The organism is Martinezella dioscoreae (genome assembly GCF_009176305.1).
In the GTDB taxonomy this organism is placed as follows: domain Bacteria; phylum Pseudomonadota; class Alphaproteobacteria; order Rhizobiales; family Rhizobiaceae; genus Rhizobium; species Rhizobium dioscoreae.
Genome location: NZ_BLAJ01000010.1, coordinates 55,335 through 77,064 on the forward strand (window position 1 = coordinate 55,335; position 21,730 = coordinate 77,064).

A 21,730-nucleotide genomic window follows, 5' to 3' on the forward strand; every position below is an offset into this window, starting at 1 on the left:
TTGAAACAAACTCGGAAGCATATGGGTACCTGCAGGGCAACCCAGCAATATGAGACCGCCTCAAAAAGCGGCTTTGACGATCATCTCGGCGCCAAGCAGCAGAAGGCAGACCAGAAACCCGCGGCGGAAAGTGGCCGGGCTGACGCGATTGCGGATGACCTGGCCGGCCCACATACCGGCAAGCGCCGGGGCGATCGCCAGGGTGGAGAGTGCGAGATTGTCGACATGGAATGCGCCGTGCCAGGCAAGCGCGGCGGCCAATGCCACGGTGGAGACAGTGAAGGAGAGGCCGAGCGCCTGGACCAGAACTTCCTTCTCCAGCCCGAGCGCCTGCAGGTAGGGCACGGCTGGCACGACGAAAACGCCGGTCGCGCCCGTCAAGAGGCCTGTGACCATGCCGATGACCGGCGATAGCAGCGGTTCCAGTGTCTGCGGCACGCGAAGCTGGCGGGCAAGCAAGGCGTAACCAGCATAAAGAAGGAGGGCCGCTCCCAGTGCTGCCGAGGTCATATGCGTATCGCCAGCGGCGAGCAGATATGAGCCGGCGAAGGTTCCGACGATGATGGTGCTGACCAGCGGAGAGAAACGACGCGCAAGCACACCGAAGCTCGGACCGGCTAGAAGCTGCCAGACATTGGTGACGAAGGAGGGCACGATCAGGAGGCTCGCTGCCGTTAGCGGCGAGATGAGTGTGCCCAGCACGCCCATCGCCACGGTCGGTAGCCCCATGCCGGTGACGCCCTTGACCATGCCGGCGATGAAGAAGGTCGCGAAGATCGCCGCGAGAAGCCATATCGAATGATCCATCATTCCCTTTCAGTAGCAGAGACAAAGACTGGCACAATGCGGATGATGCGAAGCCAGCCTTCGGCTATTCCGAAGACTGGACATGCGGTAATCTGCACGTCATGCGCTTCGATCTGACCGACCTTCGCCTTTTCCTCGCCGTCGTCGATGCCGGCAGCATCACGCATGGAGCCGCCGATATCGGGCTTTCGTTGCCGGCCGCCAGCGAGCGGCTGCGTGACATGGAGGCAAATGGCGGCGTACGGCTTCTGGAGCGCGGGCGACGCGGCGTGAGTCCGACGCCCGCCGGTGAGGCATTGGCCCATCATGCCCGGTTGATCCAGCGGCAGCTCACGCAAATGCGCGGCGAGCTTGGCGAGCACGCAAGCGGCCTGCGCGCAACCGTCCGGCTTCTCGCCAACACCGCGGCGATTGTCGAATACCTGCCGCCGCGCCTTGCCGAATGGATGGCCAGAAACCCGCGAACGGACATCGATCTCAAGGAGCGCCAGAGCATCGAGATCGCCCGGGCCGTTTCGGCCGGGCTGGCCGAGATCGGTATCCTGTCGGACGCGGCCGATACCTCCGGCCTGACATTGCGACCCTTCGCGATCGACCGGCTGGTGGTGGTGATATCTAGCGATCATGCGCTGGCAGCGGCAAAGCAGATCGCTTTCACGGAGATCCTGCATGAGCATTTCGTCGGACTTGCCGGCGGAGCGCTGCAGGATCACATCGACGCGCAGGCGGCCCGACTCGGCAGCCGGTTGAAAATGCGGGTGCGGATGCGGACATTTGAAGCCATCTGCCACATGGCCGGCCAGGGCATCGGCCTCGGCATCGTGCCCGAAACGGCGGCGCGTCGCTGCAGCCGATCCGCGAAAATTGCAGCCCTCCGCCTCACCGACCCATGGGCAACGCGCCGGCTTTCACTCTGCGCACGCTCCCTCGAAGAGCTTCCGTCGCCGGCCCGCGATCTTTTCGAGCATCTGGCAACGATATGACCGTAGCCTGTTGAAAAGACGCGTTGGGATCGACTAGTCTCGCCACGTGGCTGTCGGGGAGAGACGGCGCAATGGGAGGTCGGTATGGAATTTCACGACGACGAGCTTCACCGCTTCGAAGCCGAAGGGGCCGCTCCCTTGCCGCATACCGAGGTGGAAGGCCATGTCGATCATGATGGCGCGCGTATCTGGTATGCGTCCTACGGCAGCGGCGCTCCGGTGATCCTCCTGCATGGCGGGCTCGGAAACAGCGGCAATTGGGGCTACCAAGTACCCGCGCTCTTCGACGCTGGCCATCAGCCTATCGTCATCGACAGCCGCGGCCATGGCCGCAGCACACGCGACGAGCGGCCTTATACCTACGAGCTCATGGCCACAGACGTTCTCGCCGTCATGGACAGGCTGAAGATCGACAAGGCGGCAATCGCCGGATGGAGCGACGGCGCCTGTATCGGCATGGTGCTTGGAAAAACCCATCCGGAACGCGTTTCCGGTGTCTTCTTCTTTGCCTGCAACATGGACCCGAGCGGTACCAAGGAATTCGTGGCGACGCCGATCATTGAGCGCTGCTTCTCCCGCCATACGAAGGATTATGCCGCCCTCTCCGCCACACCCAGCGAGTTCGATGCTTTCGTCGAAGCGGTTGGCCTGATGCAGCGGACCGAGCCGAACTACACGGTCAAAGATCTCACGGAGATCAATGTGCCTGTCGCCATCGTGCAAAGCGAGCATGACGAGTTCATTAAGCGGGAGCATGCCGATTATCTCGTGCGGCACATTCCAGGCGCGAAGCTGATCCTTCTGCCCGGCGTCAGCCATTTTGCCCCCTTGCAGCGTCCGGCGCAGTTCAACGCCGCCCTGCTCGGCTTTCTTGCAACGATTTCAGCCTGACGGCAGATTCAGTTGCGCACGTCCGATCGTTCGGATAAATGATGATCATCATCTTATTCGAACTCCCGAGACCGAATCGCCGCTGACAGGCCCTTCCGCCCCGGGGAGCAATTTTGGCTCCAGGCAGGAGAATTTTATGACAGCCACTTTGTTTTCGCCTCTTTCCATTGGCCCTTATGAATTTGCGCATCGCGTCGTCATGGCGCCGCTGACCCGCATGCGGGCGAGCCAGCCGGGCAATGTGCCTTCGGCATTGAATGCCGAATATTACGCCCAGCGCGCCAGCGAGGGCGGGCTCATCATTTCCGAAGGGTCGCAGATTTCCCGAACAGGTCAGGGCATGCCGGCAACGCCGGGCATCCACACGGCCGAACAAATCGCCGGCTGGAGGGCCGTGACGGATGCGGTTCATTGCAAGGGCGGCAAGATCTTCCTGCAGCTCTGGCATGTCGGCCGCATCTCCCATTCCTCACACCAGCCGGGCGGAGCGGCGCCGATCGCTCCTTCAGCCATTGGCGCCAAGGGTGATGCGTTTACCGCTTCCTTCGAGCGCGTTCCCTTCGAGACGCCGCAGGCGATCGATATCGACCTGATGCCGCTTTTGATCGACGTCTACGCCCAGGCTGCCGCCAATGCCAAGCAGGCGGGCTTTGATGGCGTCGAGATTCATGGCGCCAATGGCTATCTGATCGAACAGTTCCTGCAGGCCCGCACCAACCAGCGCACTGACCAATATGGCGGCTCGATCGAGAATCGTACGCGGCTGCTGCTTGAGGTGGTCGAGGCGGTGTCCGAAGTTTGGGGTTCGGATCGCGTCGGTGTGCGCCTTTCGCCCTTCGGCATCGCCAATGACAGCGGCGAGGACGATCCATTGCGCCTCTACGGCCATGTCATTCGCGAACTGGACCGCCTCAACCTCGCCTATCTGCATCTGATTGAGCCGCGCGCCAGTGGTGCCGGCCAAGCCGAAGTAGACCACAAGAATGTGCCCTCGGCTGCGGAACTCTTTCGACCCGCCTGGTCCGGCAAGCTGATCGCCGCGGGCAATTTCCGGCCGGATACTGCCGAGGCAGCACTTGCCGCCGGCCATGCCGATGCCATCGCCTTCGGTCGTCTCTTCATCGCCAATCCCGACCTGCCGGAGCGCATTCGCCTCGGTGCCCCGCTCAATCCTTATCATCGCCCGACCTTCTACGGCGGCGGCGCCGAGGGTTACACCGATTATCCGACGCTGGATGCCAGGGAGGCCGCCGAATGAGCACGCCGAGCGCTATCATCGTCGGAGTAGGAGCCGAACAGGGGCTGGGGGCGGCGCTCTGCCGGCTTCTCGCGGACAAGGGCTATCATGTCGTCATTGCCGGCCGGACGGCGGCAAAGATCGATCAGGTGGCGGCTGCCATCCAGGCGTCCGGCGGCAGTGCCGAGGCGATCGAAACGGACGCCACGGATGAAGCTGCGGTCATCCGGCTGTTCGATCATGCCTTTACCGCTCGAGACGATATTGCCGCGCCTGACTTCGTCGTCTTCAACGCCGGCATCAATCGCCAGATCGGTTTTCGTAATCTGACGGCCGCTCAGTTCGAGGAATTCTGGCGTGTCTGCTGCTTTGGCGGCTTCCTCGTCGGCCGTGAGGCCGCGCGGCATCTGGCGCCGCTCGGCCGCGGCACCGTGATCTTCACCGGCGCCTCCGCGAGCCTGCGCGGCAAGGCGGGTTTCGCCCAGTTCGCCGCTGCCAAAGCCGGTCTTCGAATGATCAGCCAGAGCATGGCGCGGGAATTCGGACCGCTCGGCCTTCATGTCGCCCACACCATCATCGATGGCGGCATAGACGGCGAGCGGCTACGTTCGCGCCGGCCGGATGCGGATGCCGATGGGCTGCTGAACATCGATGCCATTGCCGAGAGCTACTGGCATATTCACCGGCAGCATCCTTCTGCCTGGACACAGGAACTCGATCTGCGTCCTTACAAGGAAAACTTCTGAGGCCGCCGTCGGAGCAACTCATGGCGTTGCTCTAGCAATTCCGCGACAGGGCTTTAGCGATGGCCAGGAATTTCGGGTCTTCTAACCCGGTGCGATGCTGGATCTCTGCTTCGCTCTCCGCGGCCGATATCTCGCTCGGAATCGTGAAGGACCACGCCGATGGTCGCTTCCGGCCGCGGAAGAACTGCGCCAGCCGGCTCAGCACGCTCTGTTTGTCAGCCCCGCCTCCACGTTCTGAAGGCGGATCGACGGCATTCGGATTGCAGGGATCACCCCATCGTTCATCATAGAGATCCTTGAAGAGATAATTGGTCAGCACTGGTTTGTCCTTATTTTGAATCGATTCAATTCCAGGTTACGCGACTTTCTTGAATCGGTTCAATCCTACGCTTCAAAAATCCGCTGTCAAGAAGAATTGAACCGATACAACTTCATTGCTAGTATCCGCCAGAAACAATTGGAGGATTTCATTGGCCAAAGGCACCATCAGGCTCGCGGACGTCGCCAAGGCAGCAGGCGTATCGCAGGGAACCGCCTCCAATGTTTTCAGCCGGCCCGAAGTGGTGCGCGAAGAAGTGCGCGAGCATGTGCTCGAGACGGCCAAGCGGCTTGGCTATGCCGGGCCGAGCCTGACGGGCCGGCTGCTGCGGGCCGGAAAGGTCAATGCCATTGGCGTCGCCGTCGTCGAGCCGCTTTCCTATTTCTTCAACGATCCCTGGGCCAGGGCGCTCCTGGCCGCTGTGTCCCAGGTCTGCGATGCCAGCGGCACAGGTCTCGCCCTGGTCTCGGCCAAGGATCGGCACAAGCTCGACTGGAACATCAAGAGCGCGTTGGTCGACGGCTTCATTCTGCTCTGCGTGGAAGGCGGCGAAAAGCTGGTTCAGTTGACGCGCGAGCGGCAATTGCCCTTCGTCGCCCTCGCTCTGAATGACGAAGATGCGTCGATCCCCTCGATCAGTGTCGACAATCTTGGTGGTGCGGCCGTTGCGGCCCGGCATCTGGCGGAACTCGGCCACAGGCGTTTCGGCGTGCTCGCGACCGAGCTTTCGGACGATCATGTCGGGCCGGTCAGCATCGCCGGGATCGGGCGGGCGATGTATTCCACCTCGCGCGATCGCGCACTCGGCTATTGGCAGGCACTCGAAGCCTTCGGAATTGGGCGCGAAAACGTGCCGATCTTTGAGACGCTCAACGACAAGCCAAGCGTCGAAGCCGGGCTTGACTACCTATTTTCCGCGCAGGAACCGCCGACGGCGATCCTTGCCATGTCCGACAATATCGCGCTTCTGGCGATCAATTGGCTGCGGGCACGGGGCCTCTCAGTACCGCAAGACGTCTCCGTCATCGGCTTCGATGGCGTGCCCGAAGGCGGCATGGTGGAGCCGGGCCTGACGACGATGGCCCAGCCCTTTGCCGAGATCGCGGAACGCGCGGTGCAGGCCGTTCTCCACGATGCCGTACCCGCAGAGCGCGAGATGATCGGCGTCACGCTGATCGTACGCGGCAGCACGGCAGCGCCGAGACCCGACCGAATCTAGTACTACAGTTGTAAATGAAATCAAATCATGATTCTCTTCAAGGGATTTCTTGAAGGAGATGCGGCATGTCGGTTTCGGAATGGTCGGGTTCGGGGATTTCCTGGGAAGGGGAACTGTCGGCGCTGAAGGCGCGTCTCGGCGTGGTGTTCCGCCGTTCTGAAGCGCGAGAGGGCTGCGGGGCGTTTATCGACGGGCTTTTATCGGGGATTGAGCGCAAGACCGGCTGGCTTCTTTCCGAGCAGGCCGGCCTTGGGCGCCCGTGGCGGATCCAGGCACTGCTGGGGCGCTCGCAATGGGATGCGGACCGGTTGCGCGACATCGTTTGCGACTACGCCATGGAGGCGCTCGGCGATCGATCGGGGGTGCTGGTGGTGGACGAAACCGGTTTTTTGAAGAAAGGCACCCATTCGGTCGGGGTGGCGCGGCAATATTCAGGCACCGCCGGCCGCATCGAGAGCTGCCAGATCGGCGTGTTTGTCGCCTATGCCAGCCGCTTTGGCCAGACGCTGATCGACCGGCGGCTCTATCTGCCGGAGGCCTGGGCGAAAGACCAGGCGCGGCGCAAGGCGGCCGGGATTCCACAGGAGACGGAGTTCTTGACTAAGCCAGCAATGGCACGCGCCATGCTGGCTGAAGCGCTTGATCGCGGCGTGCCATGCGCCTGGGTTCTGGCCGATGCGGCCTATGGCGGGGATTACCAGACGCGCCGCATGCTTGAGGAGCGCCGACAGCCTTATGTGCTCGCGGTGCGCTCCAACCATACCTTGCGAATGCTGACCGATCAGGGGTTGCTGCAGACGGACCCGAAAGAGATGGCCGAGGAACTGCCCGCTGCGGCCTGGGCCGCCTGTCCGGCCGGCGAAGGCGCCAAGGGATTGCGTCTCTACGACTGGGCCCGGATTGCCCTGCCTTATGTCGTCGAGGAAGGCTATGCCCGCTATGTCCTCATCCGCAAAAGCCGAACGGATCCGCGCGCCCTCAGCTACTATCTGGTCTTTGCGCCCGCCGAGGCTACGCTTCCGGAACTGGCCGGGGCGGCAGGATTGCGCTGGACGATCGAGGAATGCTTCCAGCGCGCCAAGGACGATCTCGGCCTTGACCATTGCGAGGCGCGCTCCTGGCATGGCTGGCATCGCCACATGACGCTCGTCATGGCGGCCGCTGCCTTCCTCGCCAAGCTCGGCGCCGATCTACGCCGCTCGGCCTGCGGCAAACCGAACGAAACGAGTCCAAATCCGCCAATCGCTGCCTGACGCGCAAGCTCAGCCTCATCCCCACCATCGCCGAAATCCGCACACTCATCGCTCGGCTGATCATGCGAAAGCCCGCAAAACGGGCCTTCATTCTCGCCTGGTCTCTCTGGCGACGAACCCATCAGGCGCAGGCTATGCTCGCCCACTACAGAAAACGAGGCCATTTACAACTGTAGCACTAGAGCGGTTCAGCTTTTCACGGAATCTCTGAACCGCTCTATCTCTTTGTTTTCACGCAATTCCGGACGCAAAACCGCTTCGCACTTTTGCCGGAAATGCTCTAGCTCGCCTGCTGCGCGCCATCCACGTTTGCAGCCCGCATCTCGATGAGCTGCCGGGCAGCGGCGACAGCGGCGTCCTTGTCGCTTGCCACCTGCACGGTGGGGAAGGCGAACTGGATGCCGTTCTCGTCGAAGGACTGCTTGATCAAAGCCAGCGCGCTGCGGCGGATGACGGAGAGCTCGTCGGGCTTGGCGGTGATGGCCAGCCTGATCTCGATCGCGAAATCGCCGAACTGCTCGACGCCCTTCATCTTCAGCGTCTGGATGATGCTCGGTTTCAGCTCCTCGTCGTCGAGCAGGCGCTGGCCGATGTCCTTGATAATGCGCTTCAGTTTCACGAGATCCGTATCGTAGGTCACCTTGACGATGATCTTATCGATTGCCCAGTCGCGGTTCATGTTGTTAACCGCACCGAGCGAACCGAAGGGGATCGTCGCCAGCGGGCCGCGCTGGTGACGCAGCTTGACCGAACGCAGGCTGAAGGATTCCACCACGCCCTTGTAATGGCCGCTTTCGATATATTCGCCGATGCGGAAGGCATCGTCCCAGAGGTAGAAGATGCCGCTGATGACATCCTTGACGATGGTCTGTGCGCCGAAGCCTACCGCGACGCCGACAACGCCGGCGCCGGCGATCAGCGGCCCGATCTGAACGCCAAGGCCCGACAGCACCATCATGACCGCAATGATGCCGATGACGACGGCAAGAATGTTGCGGAAGATCGGAAGCAGCGTCTGCAGCCGGGCGCGGCTCGCCCTCATCTCATCCGATTCGCCGGCGGCCGGCAGGGATTGCATGACTTTGCCGTCGATATAGGTTTTTGCCAACTGCCAGACGAGATCGGCAACCAGGAGGATAATGATGCCGCCCAGAATGCCGCGAGCGATGCGGCCGACATTCGATTCGCTGCCACTCATCATCGCATGCGCCTCGACCCCCAGCATGTGGCCGAGCCATAAAGCCGCAAAGGTAATGATCAGCGCGCGCAAGCCGCGGTCGAGCAACACGGCCGCGATCTTGCCGGTACCGAAGATGCCGTCGGCGGCATCATGCAAGGCTTCGATCGCCTTCGTCGATACCGAGAGGACGCGCGGCAGCAATATCGCATAGATGCCGAGCCACAAAAGGCCATCGAAACCGGCCACCCAGAGACACCATAGCGCCGCGAAGAAAATCGTCAGCAGCCAGGAAATCGTCTTCGCTCCACGCTTTTCCGGCGGAAGCGGCCTCGACCACACGGCAGCCGTAGCGATCAGAAACAGACCGATGCCGAGGGTGTAGCCGATGAGGTCGCGCGCCCCGACAGAAAAGTCCAGCGACGTGACGGCCTGTATGATCGCCCAGCCGCAGGCAAAATAGATAGCAAACAGCGTGCAGCGTCGATACCAATAGGATGCGACGCGCCGCCGTTCGGCGATGCGGGCGGCACCGCCGTCCTCATCCAGAACGTCGTTGGCGCGACGCATCGCTATCAATTCCATGACAAGCTTGCCGATGGAGATCGCCAGCCTGATCGACACCATCGCAATGACGCAAGCGATGGCAAAATTTTCAATAGCTGGCGGCCAATCGAAGGCAAGAAGCGGAACGAGCGTCACCAGGCCATGGATGATGGCGGGCACGACGCCGCCCAGAAACTGGAAGCGCGCTGCCTGCAATTCCGTCTCTGTACCGGCAGCCCTCTCGGTGCGCTGCATATGCCTGGTGTTGATGAAGCGTGCAACGGCGAGTTCGGCCGCCAACCCCAGGAAGAAGAGTAGGACAATCTGAATGATGATGCGTACGAGGCCGACCGACTTGCCTTCGCCTTCCAGCTTTTCCGATGCGGTCATGACCTCGTAGGGCAACGTCATCGCAGCGCCGGAGACTAGCTCAAGGTGATGCCGCGTATGGCCGAGCATGCCTGATAGAACCGACATCTGATTGCCGTCGGTCGGCGTCGGATCGCTGATGGTTGCGGGTTTATCGCTGGCGGGTGTCGGTTGACTATTGAGCTGCGCAGTAAGCCATTGCCTGACATCCGGCTCGTTCATCAGCTGGATCAGCTCGCGAACCTTGTCGGGCGGCGGGGCGGCCGGCTGTGGGGCAGCGGCATTCTGCGCGAACGCAGTCACAGGTGCAGCCAATGCAAAAAGACAAAAAAACAGGCCTCCGATCGTCCACCTGCCGCCCCCGACATTTCTCATCTGCGCTGCCCTTCCCGCAATCTGACCATTCGGCCCGCTCCTGCAGACTATACGCGTTTTTTGTACGGGCAAGCAGGCACTTACGGCCCCCACCCCCATCATGCCGCCATTGCCCCGCAACGGCTGCCGCGCTAGGTTCTACAGCAATACCGTTCGGTACTCGGGGATGCGCGTGTTCAATTTCCTGAAAAGGCTCTTCGGCAGAGGCAAGCGCGCGGAAATGCGCCCCGGCCAACCCTATCCGATGCAGGAGCCCGAGAGCGCGGCCATTGCCAAAACCCTCGATCTCAACATTCCCGACGAAGCCTTGCAGGATGAAGCAGCCTTTGCCGCCTATCTGCAGGAACGCCTGCCGTTCTTCGGAGATCTGATCCGCGTCGATTACGATGCTGCCGCCGGCAGTCTGACGCTGCACAGCCGCAACGGCGATACGATGACGAAATTCCTGAGCAATGCGCTGCTAGCGCTGCGCGAAAAGCGCGGGCCGGCACGCGCGCAGGCGCTCCTCAACTATCTCAACATGACGGAAGCCATGGTCGACAGCGGCGAGCTCGCCAAGGTCCTGCCGGTTCTGAAAGCGCGCGATTTCGTCGAGGTTGCGCGGCAGCAGATGATGCAGGCCGCCAAAGACGAGCCCAATCCGCCGCAATTCGTCTACCTCGATGAGGCCGAAAACCTGATCAAGCTCTTCGTCGTCAACGGCGAGACGACGGTCAACTACGTGATGGCCGAAGCACTCGACGACTGGGGTATCGATGTCCGAGAACTCGCCGAAACGGCACAGGCCAACCTGCAGAAATTCCTTGCTAAGACCGGCGTTCAAATCGCCAAACGCAGCCGGTTCCAATATGTCGAGGTGGACGGCCAGTTCGAGTCCAGCATTGCGTTCCTGCCGAATTTCTGGGCGCAGGTGCAGGAGCAATCCGGTGGCGCCGCGCCGATCGCCGCCTTCCTGTCGCGCGACAAGGTGTTCTTCACGCATGAGAACGATATCGAGGGCCTGCAGCTTCTGGAGCTGATCAGCGCCGATCTCAGCGACGTGCCCTACGGTATTTCGCCGGATCAATATCGCTGGGAAAATGGCCGCTGGACGCTATTTCGCCGTGTCGCCCGGATGGAAGCGGCGATCCGCCACTAGACCTTTTACGCATTGCGGACGGAAAACGCCTTAAACCAGCACTTCCTGATCGACGCGATCCTCTGCACCGAAGAACTTCAGATAACGCTCGACTTCCGCAGGCTCGCCCGTCGCCTTCTGAGGATTGTCCGAAAGTTTCACGGCCGGTCGGCCATTTGCCTCGATGACCTTGCAGACGATCGAAATAGGATTGAGGCCCTTGAGTTCGGTGGGCGCGCAGCCGGCGAAATCGTTGGTAAGGTTGGTGCCCCAACCAAAACTCATGCGGACTCGACCGTCGAAATGCTTGTAGGTGTCGATGATGGCATCGACATCGAGGCCGTCGGAGAAGATCAGTAGCTTCTGGCGGGGATCGCGGCCCATCTTCTTCCACCAGTCGATGATCTTCTCGCCGCCTTCGATGGGTGGGGCGCTGTCGGGGCGGAAGCCGGTCCAGTCGGCCACCCATTCCGGTGCGTTGCGCAGGAAGGAAGCCGTGCCGAAGGCATCGGGCAGCACGACGAGCAGATTGCCGCCATAGAGGCGGTTCCAGTCACGCAGCACCTTGTAGGGTGCCTTTCCGAGCTCTTCATCATTTTTCGCAAGTGCTGCGGCGACCATCGGCAACTCATGGGCATTGGTGCCGACGGCTTCGAGATCGGAATCCATGGCCAACAGCACGTTGCTCGTGCCGGTGAATGCGTGCGGCACGCCTTCCTTCAATGCCTCGACGCACCAGCGCTGCCAGAGGAAGCTGTGACGGCGGCGCGTCCCGAAATCGGAGATGCGCAAACCGGGCAGCTCGCGCAGCCGCTCCACCTTTTCCCACATCTTGGCCTTGGCGCGGGCATAGAGCACATCGAGCGTGAAGGGGCCGAGCGCCTTTAGAGCCGAGCGCGAACGAAGCTCGTTGATGATGGCGAGCGCGGGGATCTCCCACATCGTCGTTTCCTTCCACGAGCCGTGGAAGTCAAGAATATATTGGCCGTCGCGCTTCGAGAGCTCGTATTCCGGCAGCTGGAAATTCGACAGCCAGGCGAGGAATTCCGGTTCGAAGATCTGGGCGCGGCCGTAGAAACTGTTACCCGCCAGCCAGATCATCTCCTTCTTGGAGAGGCGGAGCGTGCGGGCATGGTCGAGCTGCTCACGCAATTCCTTCTCGTCGATCACTTCTGCGAGGCGAACGCTCTTGGTGCGATTGATAAGCGAGAAGGTGGCATCGACATCCGGATAGAGCTTCCAGATCATCTGCAGCATGAGGAGCTTATAGAAATCCGTATCGATCAGGCTGCGGATGATCGGATCAAGCTTCCAGGTATGGTTATAGACGCGGGTGGCGATATCCGTCTTGGTCATGTCGTTCCTGCCCCGTCTCCTGCCCTGCGGACGTCATGCTTTTCGCCAGCGGCGTGCCGGCATGCGGTTGTAGCGCCCTGTTATCAAAAAATGTTGAGCGAAAGTCCAGTCGCTGAAAGAAAATTGATACCAGGGCAAATGGGTCGCATTTTGCCGGCGCCAGCCGCGGCATAAGGCCCCGACCACCGCCATCCGAAGATAGACTTAGTAACCCCGACCGCGATCTACCAGATGCTGCAGCGGTTCGCCGCGTTCGAAGCGGGCGATCTGCTCTTCGACGTAGCGCATCAGTGCCTTTTCGTCAGACACGGCGGAATCATGCGGCGTAATGATGACATTTTCCAGGTCCCAAAGCGGATCGTCCGCAGCCAGAGGCTCGACGGCGAAGACATCGAGCGAGGCGCCGCCGAGGACGCCGGTGCGAACAGCCAAAGCGATATCGGCCGCAACCTGGCTCTTGCCGCGGCCGGCATTGATGAAGACCGGCTTGCCGAGCGGGCCGTTGCGATGCAGCTTGGAAAAGAGCGAAGCGTTGTAAATTCCTGTCGTCTCTGCGGTCAGCGGCAGCAGACCGACGAGAATGTCGGTACGCGCCAGAAACGCATCGAGCCCGCCAGCATCGAAGGTTTCCATGCCGTCGATCTCTTTCCTGCTGCGGGACCAGCCGATGACGTTGAAGCCCATAACTTTCAATTTCGCGGCTGCATCGCAGCCGAGAACGCCGAGGCCCATGACGCCGACGGTAACGTCAGCGGCTTCCGGACCATGCTGCGGCACCCAGACGTGCTGTCGCTGATTCCTGAAATGCCCCTGCACATCGCGCAGATGCATCAGGCATTGCATGACTACCCATTCGCTCATCCGCGTCGTGAGACTGCGATCGACGAAACGGACCATCGGAATATCGGGCAGGCCAGCGATCGACATCATGGAATCGACACCGGCGCCGCCCGAGAAGATGACCTTCAGATTGGGGGCGCGCTCGAAAAGATCGGCATCCGGCTTCCACAGCAGCGCGTAGTCGACATGCCTCAGATCCAGCCCCTTGCTGGCGGGGTCAGCGAGATTGATGCTGCCGCGATCGGCAAAAGCGGTTTCGAGTGCCCTGGCGACGGTCTCGGGGTTGAATTTGAGGTCGACGAGAACGGGGCTTTTGGCCGGCATGATGGTGGTCTCTATTGCTGGATGGCGGCGGTTGACACCGCCTCGATGTTGAAGGCGGCAGCGAGAAGCGCCCTGGTGTAATCCTCTTTCGGCGCCCGGAAAATATCGGCGGATGCGCCTTGCTCGACGACCTTGCCGAAGCGCATGACGATCAGCTCGTTGGCGAGCGCCTTCACCACCTTCAGGTCGTGGCTGATGAAGAGATAGGCGAGATCGTGCTTCTGCTGCAGGTCACGCAACAGATCGACCACCTGCGCCTGCACGCTCATGTCGAGCGCCGAGGTGGGCTCGTCGAGCATGACGAAGCGTGGCTTCAACACCATGGCCCGGGCGATGGCGATGCGCTGACGCTGGCCGCCGGAGAACTCGTGCGGAAAACGCCAGCGGGTGGACGGATCGAGGCCGACCTCCTCCAGTGCCCAGCAGACGCGCTTGTCGCGCTCATCGGCCGAAAGCGACCGCTCATGCACTTTGAGCCCCTCGGCAATGATCTCGCCGACCGACATGCGCGGGCTGAGCGATCCATAAGGATCCTGGAAGACCACCTGCAGCTGATTGCGCAGCGGCCGCATTTCGCGAAACGAATAGCCGGCTATATCCTTGCCGACAAAGGCGATACGGCCCTTGGAGGAAATAAGCCGGGCGAGCGCGAGGCCGAGCGTGGTCTTGCCTGAGCCGGATTCGCCGACGACACCGAGCGTCTGGCCGGCGCGGAGCTTCAGATCGATGCCATCGACCGCCTTCACATGATCGACAACCTTGCGCATGAAGCCCGCCTTGATCGGGAACCAGACGCGAATATCGTTGCCTTCCATGACCACGGGCTTGTTCGTATCGCTTGCGGGCGGTTCACCGCGTGGTTCAGCGGCGAGGAGATGGCGGGTATAATCATGCTGCGGCCGCGTGAAGACATCCTCCACCGTGCCGGTCTCAACGATCTTGCCCTTGGTCATCACGCAGACGCGGTCGGCGAACTTGCGGACGATGCCGAGATCGTGGGTGATGAACAACATCGACATGCCATGCTGACCCTTGAGCTCGCGCAGCAGTTCGAGGATCTGTGCCTGCACGGTGACGTCGAGCGCCGTCGTCGGCTCGTCGGCGATCAGGAGTTCGGGACGATTGGCAAGCGCCATGGCGATCATTACGCGCTGGCGCTGGCCGCCCGACAGCTCATGCGGATAGGCCTTTAGGCGCTTTTCCGGTTCGCGGATGCCGACCTGGTTCAAGAGCTCCAGCGTGCGGCTGCGGGCCGGCTCGCCCACCATGCCCTGATGCAGCGCCAGGATCTCGCTGATCTGCCGCTCGATGGTGTGGAGCGGATTGAGTGAGGTCATCGGCTCCTGAAAGATCATGGTGATGTCGTTGCCGCGCACGGCGCGCAGCTCGTTGTCCGATGCCTTCAGCAGGTCCCTGCCTTTGAACAGGATCTCGCCGGAAGGGTGGCTTGCAGCCGGATAGGGCAAGAGCTTCAAGATCGAATTGGCCGAGACCGATTTGCCTGAGCCGGATTCGCCGACCAGCGCCACGACCTCGCCCTTGCGGATATCGAAGGAGACGCCATCGACGGCGATCGACGTCTGCCCGCCCTGATGAAAGGCGACGGAGAGATTGCGGACTGACAGCAGCGATTCGGTCATTCGGCCATGCTTTTTAGGAGGGATGTCAGAGTGGGCTCATCGGGGCGAAGGATCGTCAAAGGGGTGATATCCAACGGCCCCGAGACAGGATGGACAAGGTCTGTGATATCGCCGATGCCCTTGTCCGCAGTCAGGAAGTGAGTGCAACGGCTATGAAGCGCGGTAGCGAGGTGGATCGCATCCGGCAATTTCAAACCGCCACGCGTTGCCCGCAGCAAGGCCGCACCATCAAGGATCGGCGGCGTGATGGACCAGATGTCCAGCCAGGAACGCGACGACGACCATTCTTCATAGGTTCTCAAAAGCTCGAAATTCTGCTGCTGTAACGGTTTGACCTTCAATTCGGCAAAGGTCAGCGCGCTGGTGGAGACGTAGACGGGTTTCTTCTCGATCACCTCTAAGATGGCCCAGAGAAGATCGTGAACGATGCCGCTTTGCTCCATCAACGCGACAACGACGTTCGTGTCCCAATAGATGCCCCGTGGTGCGGTCATCTATCATCCCACTCATCGCGCAGTTCACGAATACGGGCAACGATCTCTTCAGTCGTGGCAGTTCCGGCGTATCTATCGGGGTGCGCCCTGCGATCCCGTAAGAGAGCCTTGAGATTCGCGGACTGTGCACTTTTCGGAGAGAGCGAAGCAAATGGCGAACGGCTGTCGGTGGAAGACTTCTCTTCCGCCTCCACCACAACGCGCACCAATGCTTCCTTGGGCAGATCGCCGCGAATATCGTCCGGCAACCTAGACGCCGGATAATGTTCCAGTACCACCTTATTCATCGCATCCATCCATTGCCTGTCGTCGCCGACTGCAGTTTATCTTGTGCGCTGACCAATTGCGAGCACTCCTCATCGGAACGTCTTCCTCGGATCGAAGGCGTCGCGCACGGCTTCGCCGATGAAAATCAGCAGCGACAGCATGATCGACATGGTGAAGAAGGCCGAGAGCCCCAGCCAGGGAGCCTGCAGATTGGATTTGCCCTGGGCGATCATTTCACCCAGCGACGGCGAGCCGGGCGGCATGCCGAAGCCTAGGAAATCCAGCGAGGTCAGGGTGGTGATCGAGCCCGACAGGATGAAGGGAACGAAGGTCAGCGTCGCCACCATCGCGTTCGGCAGCAGGTGGCGATACATGATGGTGCGGTTGTTGACGCCGAGCGCGCGGGCGGCGCGCACATATTCGAAATTGCGCGCCCGCAGGAATTCGGCGCGCACGACGCCGACGAGCCCTACCCAGGAAAACAGCAGCAATATGCCGAGCAGGATGAAGAAGCCCGGCGGCAGCACCGAGGCGATGATCAGCAGGATATAGAGCACCGGCATGGATGACCAGATTTCGATGAAACGCTGCATCAAAAGATCGGTCCAGCCGCCGAAATAGCCCTGTATCGCGCCGGCGCAGACGCCGACGACGGCCGAGCAGATGGTGAGCGCCAGGCCGAACAGTACCGAGATGCGGAAGCCGTAGATCAGGCGTGCGAGCACATCGCGCGCCTGATCGTCGGTGCCGAGCCAATTGAAATTGCTCCAGTTGCAATTCGGATCGGCGATACCGCCAGGATAGCCTGAGCAGCGTGTCTCCTTGCTCATCGCCCAGAAAGGCGCCGTCGGCGCCGACATTCCTGTGGGAAGGTTGGAATTGGCGGTCTGATAGGAATAATGGATCGGCGGCCAGATCATCCAGCCATGGGCATTGATCTCATCCTGAATATCCGGGGCGCGATAATCTGTCTGCGCCAGGAAACCGCCGAACTTCTCCTCGGGATAATCGACGAAGACCGGCGCTAGGATCTCTCCCTTGTAGAAGACGAGGATCGGCCGGTCGTTGACGATGAACTCCGCGCCGAGGCTGACGACAAACAGCACCAGGAAAATCCAGAGCGACCAGTAGCCGCGGCGGTTTGCCTTGAAATTCTCCCAGCGGCGAATGTTGGTGGGCGAGAAAAGGCCTTTGCGGGGCGGCTTCACCGTCGTCGGAAGCGTCTGCTGATTGGCTGCGTCCATCACACGTCCCTCCGCTCGAAATCGATGCGCGGATCAATCCAGGTGTAGATTAGATCTGAGACGAGGCTGACGACGAGGCCGAGCAGCGAGAAGATGAAGAGAGTGGCAAAGACCACCGGATAGTCGCGCTGGACGACAGAGAGATAGCTCAGGCGCCCCAAGCCATCGAGCGAGAAGATATTTTCGATCAGCAGCGAGCCGGTGAAGAAGGCGGAGATAAAGGCGCCGGGAAAGCCGGCAATGACGATGAGCATGGCGTTGCGGAAGACATGGCCATAGAGCACGCGCCGTTCGGAAAGGCCCTTGGCGCGGGCGGTGATGACATATTGCTTCTTGATTTCCTCGATGAAGGAGTTCTTGGTCAGCAGCGTCGTGGTGGCGAAAGCGGCGAGCGACAGCGAAATCAGCGGCAGCACCAGATGCCAGAGATAATCGAGGATCTTCTGCCACCAGCTGAGATCGGCGAAATTATCCGAAACGAGACCGCGCAACGGAAACCAGTCGAAGAAGGAGCCGCCGGCAAACAGCACGATCAGCATGATGCCGAACAGGAAGCTCGGGACGGCATAGCCGACGATGATAATGCCCGACGTCCAGACATCGAAGGTCGATCCGTCCTGCACCGCCTTGCGGATGCCGAGCGGAATGGAAATGGCATAGGAGAAGATCAGGATCCAGATGCCGAGCGAGATCGACACCGGCAGCTTCTGGCCGATGAGATCGATGACGGTGGTATTGCGGAAAAAGCTCTCGCCGAAATCGAAGCGGATATAATTCCACATCATCTGACCGAAGCGCTCGAGCGGCGGCTTGTCGAAGCCGAACTGCTTGTCGAGCTTGGCGATCAGCTCGGGATCGAGCCCCTGCGCGCCCCGATATTTCGAGCTGCTGTCATCGAAGGATTGCTGTGCAGCCAGGTCCGTACCGCCACCCGACAGGCGGCCATTGGCATTGTCGCCCTGGCCGGTCAGCTGCGCGATGACCTGCTCGACGGGACCGCCCGGCGCAAACTGCACGATGGTGAAGGAAATCGCCATGATGCCGACGATGGTCGGGATCATCAGCAGGAGGCGTCGCAGAATATAAGCGCCCATCAGTCCGCCGCTCCCGCAAGCAGGGGTATGTTCCGCCTCGCCTCAATCCGTCCGTCGATCAAATCATAGTCCCTTCCGCCGGATCGAGACCGGCGCAATCATTTCAGCTGGAAACCATCCGAATCAGCCTCGAGCATTTGGAGCCAGCGAGCCCCTCATTGCAAGAGAGGCTCACTTTCCGGCGCTTTTCGACCACCAGACATCGGGAAAACCGATCGAGTAATAGGGCAGCTCGGGCAGATGCTCGAATTTGTCCCAATAGGCGATCTTGTTCGTCGTCCCATAAAACAACGGGACAACGTAATGGTGGGCGAGGAGTACGCGATCAAGCGCCTTGGCGGCAGCAGTCTTTTCTTCGAGGGTCGCGGCAGAGACAAGCTTACCGATCAATATATCGACACCCGGATCGGAAATGCCGGCGTAGTTGCGAGAGCCTTGGCGGTTTGCCGATGCCGAACCCCAGTAATCGATCTGTTCGCTGCCGGGCGGCAGCGCCGTGCCCCACACGTTCCAGGTCGCATCATAGTCGAAGCTACGAATGCGGTTGATGTATTGCGATGAATCGACCGTTCTGAGGGTCGCATCGATACCAATGCGACGCAGGTTCTGAACGTAGGGCAGGTTTGATCTTTCCAGCGAAGGACTGCCGAGCAGGATTTCCATCGTGAAGGGCTGGCCGGTCTTTTCGTTGACCATGCGATTGCCCTTCAACACATAACCGGCTTCCTTGAAAAGCGCGATCGCCTTGCGCAGATTGTCGCGTGCCTTCTGCGCGTCGCCGCCTACCGGATTGGTGTAGGGGGTGGTGAAGACTTCAGGCGGCACCTTATCCTTGACGCTGTTGAGGATATTCAATTCCTCGCCCGTGGGCAGCCCTGAAGAGGCAAGCTCGGTGCCGAAAAAGAAAGAGTTGACGCGGCTCAGCTGGCCAAAGGCAAGCGCCCTGTTCATCTCCTCGAAGTCATAGGCGTAGTTCAGCGCCTCACGTACACGCTGATCCTTGAACTGATCGCGCCGGAGATTGAGCACCATCGCCTGCATGATGCCGACCGAACGCAGCGAGTTGGGCAGTTCATCGCGCTTGATGCGGCCGTCCTTGGCGGCGGGAAAGTCGTATGCAGTCACCCAGTGGCTTGCCGACTGGTCCCGCCAGAAATCCGTATTCCCGCCGCGAAAGGCTTCGAATTCCACATCCTTATCGGCGTAGTAGGTGTAGGAAACCGCCCCGAAGTTATTCTGGCCGATATTGACCGGCAGGTTCTTGCCCCAATAGTCATCTCGCAGTTCATATCGGATTGACGATCCCGGCTGCACGGAGACGATCTTATACGGTCCGGATCCCATGACTGGCTCGAGTGTTGTGCGGGAGATATCGCGCGGCTTTCCATCGGCGCCGGCGCTCTCCCACCAATGTTTCGGCACGATCAGAAGCTGGCCGGCAATAAAAGGAAGTTCGCGATTGTTCTTTTCGTTGAAGTAGAAGGTGACGTCCCTGTCACCCGTCTTTTCGGCTCGCGTCACGTGGGAATAGATACTGGTCGCGAGAGGATTGAGCTCCTTGGTGCGATCGAAGCTGAAAACCACATCATCGGGGGTCACCGGTGTGCCGTCGGCCCATTTCGCCTCGGCGCGCAAGCGGAAGGTCGCGCTCGATATGTCATCGGGATAGGAGACCCCCTCGGCAAGCAAGCCATAGGAGGTGGCAACCTCGTCATTGGACGATTTCATCAGCGTATCGAAAACCATTGACAATCCGCTGACGGGGTTGCCCTTAAACAGCACCGGATTGAGCGTGTCGAACGTGCCTTCGTCCGAGAGCTTAAGCTCCCCGCCCTTTGGCGCATCCGGATTGACATAATCGAAATGCTTGAAGCCGGGCTGATATTTCAAGTCGCCGAGAATGGCCGTGCCGATGCGGAATTGCGGCTCTTCGGCTTTCGTGGCTAGAGGCACTGCCAGCAGGCAAAAAAGAGAAACGACCAAGCCTGCTTTCAACCGCGACAACGCCATTCATGATCTCCCGATGATTTCTGGAGAATCAGCATAAGGCAAATGAGGGCAAAAAACAGGACGCAATAACGCACCTCTTTGTAAAGAGGCCGAAGACTGTTTCCGGGAATCAACCCTTTGCCGCAGCTTCTTCAAGACGTTTGCGCAACATCAGCCGCAATTCGCCGGCGACGCGGCGATCCTCGGCAGCATCGGGCTCGGCGGCGACGGCGACGACGATGCGAAGCAGTTCGAGCACGATACCCGACATCAGCGCGATATCGTCCGATATAGGCGGCTGCGCCTGCCGCAGGATGCCGGCGATCAGCTCCTTCAGCTCTGCCCGTGAGCGCGCCTTGCGCTCCCTGGGAATATCGCGGCGACCGGCCAGTACCGAAAACTCCGGATATTCCTCCATGAAAGCACCGAGCGCATGGAAGATCGCCTCGCCGCTATCGGCTGCGGAAAGGCCGGTGCTCCGCTCGGCCATACCTCGAAGCCCGGCCTTCAATCGCTCCAGGCGTTCGATATGCAGTGCTTCGGCAAGTAGGGGCTTGGTCGGGAAGAACTGATAGAGCGAGCCGATAGAGGAATTTGCCTCGGCCGCAATCTCCGTCATCGTTGCCGCCTCATAGCCCTTGCGCGCGAAAACCTTTGCGGCCGCCTCCAGCAGTATGACGACCCGATCATGGCCGCGCTGCCGCTTCGGCGTGCGCGTCTTCAATTCTTCACTTGATTTTTGTGAGGCCATCCTCATATTTCCATTGTGAGGATATCCTCATATTTTATGGAGCTACCGCCCGATGTCACTTTACGACCCCAAAACTACCGCTCTCGTTTCTATCGACCTGCAAGGCCTCGTCCTGAGCCGGCCGCTCGCGCCCTACTCCGCCCAGCAGATCGTCACCAATACGGTCGCCATCGCAAACAAACTGAAGGCCGATGGCGGAACGACCGTTTTCGTGACGGTTGGATTTTCCGCAGACTATGCCGATGCTGTCAATCAGCCGACAGACGAAAGCTTTGCGCTTCCCCCAGGAGGTTTGCCGCCGGCCGCGCTCGAGGCTCCGGCCGAGATGGCAGCGCTGACGCCTGATGTCGCCATCGTCAAGCGCCAGTGGAGCGCCTTTTACGGCACGGAACTGGACCTGCAGCTTCGCCGTCGCGGCGTCAGGACGCTGATCCTGACCGGAGTCGCCACCAATTTCGGTGTCGAAGCAACCGTGCGCGATGCCTTCGCGGCAAACTACGCCGTCATTGTTGCCGAAGATGCGGTGACGACCTTCTCGCAGGACATGCAGGATTTCGCCTGCACGAAGGTCTTGCCGCGGCTGTCGCGTATCCGCAAGACGGCGGAAATCCTGGCGAACTGATCCATCCGAAGCAAAGGTCTATGCAAGCAAAGGCGGCCGACCGGTGGCCATCCGTGATTGGCGCGGATTC

20 protein-coding genes are annotated in these 21,730 nt (G+C 60.6%); 8 read left to right on the forward strand and 12 right to left on the reverse strand.

Annotated features, from left to right (window positions below):
• Positions 1-60 precede the first annotated feature (60 nt).
• A complete protein-coding gene (locus GDN47_RS26620) occupies positions 61-810 on the reverse strand; it encodes a sulfite exporter TauE/SafE family protein (RefSeq protein WP_145323314.1) in 750 nt (249 codons plus the stop codon).
• A gap of 98 nt (positions 811-908) precedes the next feature.
• On the opposite strand from GDN47_RS26620, the gene GDN47_RS26625 reads away from it, so the two are divergent.
• From GDN47_RS26625 to GDN47_RS26640, 4 genes are all read left to right on the forward strand, one after another.
• Positions 909-1,790 (forward strand): LysR family transcriptional regulator, encoded by an 882-nt coding sequence (locus GDN47_RS26625; protein ID WP_145633859.1) that lies wholly within the window; start codon positions 909-911, stop codon positions 1,788-1,790.
• Positions 1,791-1,874: 84 nt separating this feature from the next.
• Positions 1,875-2,681, forward strand: coding sequence for an alpha/beta fold hydrolase (locus GDN47_RS26630; protein ID WP_145323311.1), 807 nt, complete (start codon positions 1,875-1,877; stop codon positions 2,679-2,681).
• Positions 2,682-2,817: 136 nt separating this feature from the next.
• Positions 2,818-3,939, forward strand: a complete 1,122-nt coding sequence (locus tag GDN47_RS26635; RefSeq protein ID WP_152094625.1) for an alkene reductase — start codon at positions 2,818-2,820, stop codon at positions 3,937-3,939.
• A complete protein-coding gene (locus GDN47_RS26640) occupies positions 3,936-4,664 on the forward strand; it encodes an SDR family NAD(P)-dependent oxidoreductase (protein WP_145323307.1) in 729 nt (242 codons plus the stop codon). The genes GDN47_RS26635 and GDN47_RS26640 overlap by 4 nt, the downstream gene beginning before the upstream one ends.
• Positions 4,665-4,695: 31 nt before the next feature.
• Here the strand turns inward: GDN47_RS26640 and GDN47_RS26645 are convergent, their stop codons facing one another.
• Positions 4,696-4,983, reverse strand: a complete 288-nt coding sequence (locus GDN47_RS26645) for a hypothetical protein (RefSeq protein WP_145323305.1) — start codon at positions 4,981-4,983, stop codon at positions 4,696-4,698.
• Between the two features lie 151 nt (positions 4,984-5,134).
• Here GDN47_RS26645 and GDN47_RS26650 point away from each other — a divergent pair, with 151 nt between their 5' ends.
• Both GDN47_RS26650 and GDN47_RS26655 read left to right on the forward strand, forming a co-directional pair.
• Entirely contained in the window at positions 5,135-6,202 is a 1,068-nt protein-coding gene (locus GDN47_RS26650) for a LacI family DNA-binding transcriptional regulator (protein WP_152094626.1), read from the forward strand.
• Between the two features lie 65 nt (positions 6,203-6,267).
• The gene (locus tag GDN47_RS26655; protein WP_113391341.1) at positions 6,268-7,455 is read left to right on the forward strand and encodes an IS701 family transposase; all 1,188 of its coding nucleotides are present in this window, start codon (positions 6,268-6,270) and stop codon (positions 7,453-7,455) included.
• A gap of 280 nt (positions 7,456-7,735) precedes the next feature.
• Here the strand turns inward: GDN47_RS26655 and GDN47_RS26660 are convergent, their stop codons facing one another.
• A complete protein-coding gene (locus GDN47_RS26660) occupies positions 7,736-9,922 on the reverse strand; it encodes a mechanosensitive ion channel family protein (RefSeq protein ID WP_152094627.1) in 2,187 nt (728 codons plus the stop codon).
• A gap of 166 nt (positions 9,923-10,088) precedes the next feature.
• On the opposite strand from GDN47_RS26660, the gene GDN47_RS26665 reads away from it, so the two are divergent.
• The gene (locus tag GDN47_RS26665) at positions 10,089-11,060 is read left to right on the forward strand and encodes a DUF1444 domain-containing protein (RefSeq protein ID WP_233790153.1); all 972 of its coding nucleotides are present in this window, start codon (positions 10,089-10,091) and stop codon (positions 11,058-11,060) included.
• A gap of 30 nt (positions 11,061-11,090) precedes the next feature.
• On the opposite strand, the gene pncB is transcribed toward GDN47_RS26665, so the two are convergent.
• The 9 genes from pncB to GDN47_RS26710 form a co-directional block, all read right to left on the reverse strand.
• Positions 11,091-12,395 (reverse strand): nicotinate phosphoribosyltransferase, encoded by a 1,305-nt coding sequence (gene pncB, locus GDN47_RS26670; protein WP_095433592.1) that lies wholly within the window; start codon positions 12,393-12,395, stop codon positions 11,091-11,093.
• Positions 12,396-12,599: 204 nt separating this feature from the next.
• On the reverse strand, positions 12,600-13,559 hold the full coding sequence (locus tag GDN47_RS26675; protein ID WP_152094629.1) for a 2-hydroxyacid dehydrogenase: 960 nt from the start codon (positions 13,557-13,559) through the stop codon (positions 12,600-12,602).
• 11 nt (positions 13,560-13,570) lie between these two features.
• Positions 13,571-15,199, reverse strand: coding sequence for an ABC transporter ATP-binding protein (locus tag GDN47_RS26680; protein ID WP_152094630.1), 1,629 nt, complete (start codon positions 15,197-15,199; stop codon positions 13,571-13,573).
• Positions 15,196-15,693 carry a type II toxin-antitoxin system VapC family toxin gene (locus GDN47_RS26685; protein WP_152094631.1) on the reverse strand — a complete coding sequence of 166 codons (498 nt, stop codon included), beginning with the start codon at positions 15,691-15,693 and terminating at the stop codon, positions 15,196-15,198. The genes GDN47_RS26680 and GDN47_RS26685 overlap by 4 nt, the downstream gene beginning before the upstream one ends.
• Positions 15,690-15,980, reverse strand: coding sequence for a hypothetical protein (locus GDN47_RS26690; RefSeq protein WP_145633886.1), 291 nt, complete (start codon positions 15,978-15,980; stop codon positions 15,690-15,692). The genes GDN47_RS26685 and GDN47_RS26690 overlap by 4 nt, the downstream gene beginning before the upstream one ends.
• Positions 15,981-16,049: 69 nt before the next feature.
• Entirely contained in the window at positions 16,050-17,204 is a 1,155-nt protein-coding gene (locus tag GDN47_RS26695; RefSeq protein WP_152094632.1) for an ABC transporter permease, read from the reverse strand.
• Positions 17,204-18,298 carry a microcin C ABC transporter permease YejB gene (locus tag GDN47_RS26700; protein ID WP_113351489.1) on the reverse strand — a complete coding sequence of 365 codons (1,095 nt, stop codon included), beginning with the start codon at positions 18,296-18,298 and terminating at the stop codon, positions 17,204-17,206. The genes GDN47_RS26695 and GDN47_RS26700 overlap by 1 nt, the downstream gene beginning before the upstream one ends.
• A 171-nt stretch (positions 18,299-18,469) precedes the next feature.
• Entirely contained in the window at positions 18,470-20,308 is a 1,839-nt protein-coding gene (locus GDN47_RS26705) for an extracellular solute-binding protein (RefSeq protein ID WP_152094633.1), read from the reverse strand.
• A 109-nt stretch (positions 20,309-20,417) separates the two neighbouring features.
• Positions 20,418-21,038, reverse strand: a complete 621-nt coding sequence (locus tag GDN47_RS26710) for a TetR/AcrR family transcriptional regulator (protein WP_152094634.1) — start codon at positions 21,036-21,038, stop codon at positions 20,418-20,420.
• 52 nt (positions 21,039-21,090) lie between these two features.
• Between GDN47_RS26710 and GDN47_RS26715 the strand changes: the two genes are divergently transcribed.
• Positions 21,091-21,660: an isochorismatase family protein gene (locus GDN47_RS26715; protein WP_113395904.1), complete on the forward strand. Its 570-nt coding sequence runs from the start codon at positions 21,091-21,093 to the stop codon at positions 21,658-21,660.
• The last annotated feature ends 70 nt before the right edge of the window (positions 21,661-21,730 follow it).

Bases quoted from the DNA above. Each gene is read 5' to 3' on its own strand.
- GDN47_RS26695 (WP_152094632.1), bottom strand. From the start codon at position 17,204: ATGGACGCAGCCAATCAGCAGACGCTTCCGACGACGGTGAAGCCGCCC.
- GDN47_RS26710 (WP_152094634.1), bottom strand. From the start codon at position 21,038: ATGGCCTCACAAAAATCAAGTGAAGAATTGAAGACGCGCACGCCGAAG.
- GDN47_RS26630 (WP_145323311.1), top strand. From the start codon at position 1,875: ATGGAATTTCACGACGACGAGCTTCACCGCTTCGAAGCCGAAGGGGCC.
- GDN47_RS26700 (WP_113351489.1), bottom strand. From the start codon at position 18,298: ATGGGCGCTTATATTCTGCGACGCCTCCTGCTGATGATCCCGACCATC.
- GDN47_RS26655 (WP_113391341.1), top strand. From the start codon at position 6,268: ATGTCGGTTTCGGAATGGTCGGGTTCGGGGATTTCCTGGGAAGGGGAA.
- pncB (WP_095433592.1), bottom strand. From the start codon at position 12,395: ATGACCAAGACGGATATCGCCACCCGCGTCTATAACCATACCTGGAAG.
- GDN47_RS26625 (WP_145633859.1), top strand. From the start codon at position 909: ATGCGCTTCGATCTGACCGACCTTCGCCTTTTCCTCGCCGTCGTCGAT.
- GDN47_RS26660 (WP_152094627.1), bottom strand. From the start codon at position 9,922: ATGAGAAATGTCGGGGGCGGCAGGTGGACGATCGGAGGCCTGTTTTTT.
- GDN47_RS26715 (WP_113395904.1), top strand. From the start codon at position 21,091: ATGTCACTTTACGACCCCAAAACTACCGCTCTCGTTTCTATCGACCTG.
- GDN47_RS26705 (WP_152094633.1), bottom strand. From the start codon at position 20,308: ATGGCGTTGTCGCGGTTGAAAGCAGGCTTGGTCGTTTCTCTTTTTTGC.
- GDN47_RS26665 (WP_233790153.1), top strand. From the start codon at position 10,089: ATGCGCGTGTTCAATTTCCTGAAAAGGCTCTTCGGCAGAGGCAAGCGC.
- GDN47_RS26685 (WP_152094631.1), bottom strand. From the start codon at position 15,693: ATGACCGCACCACGGGGCATCTATTGGGACACGAACGTCGTTGTCGCG.
- GDN47_RS26620 (WP_145323314.1), bottom strand. From the start codon at position 810: ATGATGGATCATTCGATATGGCTTCTCGCGGCGATCTTCGCGACCTTC.
- GDN47_RS26690 (WP_145633886.1), bottom strand. From the start codon at position 15,980: ATGAATAAGGTGGTACTGGAACATTATCCGGCGTCTAGGTTGCCGGAC.
- GDN47_RS26680 (WP_152094630.1), bottom strand. From the start codon at position 15,199: ATGACCGAATCGCTGCTGTCAGTCCGCAATCTCTCCGTCGCCTTTCAT.
- GDN47_RS26675 (WP_152094629.1), bottom strand. From the start codon at position 13,559: ATGCCGGCCAAAAGCCCCGTTCTCGTCGACCTCAAATTCAACCCCGAG.
- GDN47_RS26640 (WP_145323307.1), top strand. From the start codon at position 3,936: ATGAGCACGCCGAGCGCTATCATCGTCGGAGTAGGAGCCGAACAGGGG.
- GDN47_RS26635 (WP_152094625.1), top strand. From the start codon at position 2,818: ATGACAGCCACTTTGTTTTCGCCTCTTTCCATTGGCCCTTATGAATTT.